This window comes from Ruegeria sp. CE9, assembly GCF_056537425.1.
On the sequence record NZ_JBQFRO010000118.1, the window covers coordinates 1 to 718 of the forward strand.

A 718-nucleotide genomic window follows, 5' to 3' on the forward strand; every position below is an offset into this window, starting at 1 on the left:
AGACCAAGCGAGGTGGCGATCATCGGATAGATGATCATCGCGACACTTGAGAGAACCGTTACCCCCACCACAGTGAAGGTGACATCATCTTCGGCCACATGCCGTTTTGGCAGTAACGCTGAAATGGCAAGCGCCGCAGAGGCACCACAAATGGCAACAGAGCCACCCGCGAGAAACCCAAAATAGCCCGATCTGCCAAAACGCGGGGCCAGCCAAATTCCCGCGCCAATCGTGGTGACGACCGCCATCGCCAGCATGACCGCTTCGGCCACGCCAATGCCTTCTAACAATTGCGCGCTAATGCGAAGGCCAAGCAGCGCCACCCCAATGCGCAGAACGGTGCGGCCCGCAAATTGGATGCCTGCGGCCATACGCGGCTCTTGCGAGAGGAAATGAAATGGGATGCCGAGCAAAATCGCCATCAGCATCACGGGCGCGCCGTAATGATCCGACAGGAATTGCGCAGCCATCGCCACCAAAAGCGCCATCAGCAACCCTGGCCCAATGCGCTGAAGGCCAGAGAGGATGTCAGCGTTGCGCAGGGTCACCGACACACGCGCCCTGTATCGGCACGGAAGATGTGAACGGCCTCAGGGGCAAGCTTGACGGCAACTGTTTGGCCAATGGCGATATCAGTCTGACCCGCTTGGTGGATCACCAGCGGCTCCCCTGACGGCAGGGTGACAAAGATATAGCTTTCGCTGCCCAATTGTTCGAC

2 protein-coding genes are annotated in these 718 nt (G+C 58.8%); both read right to left on the bottom strand.

Going from position 1 to position 718, the window contains the following annotated elements:
- On the bottom strand, positions 1 to 548 hold a 548-nt coding region (locus ACR0B3_RS24420; protein WP_480811300.1), incomplete at its 3' end, for a putative sulfate exporter family transporter.
- Positions 545 to 709: a TOBE domain-containing protein gene (locus ACR0B3_RS24425; protein WP_480811301.1), complete on the bottom strand. Its 165-nt coding sequence runs from the start codon at positions 707 to 709 to the stop codon at positions 545 to 547. The genes ACR0B3_RS24420 and ACR0B3_RS24425, both read right to left, overlap by 4 nt.
- Between the last annotated feature and the right edge of the window lie 9 nt (positions 710 to 718).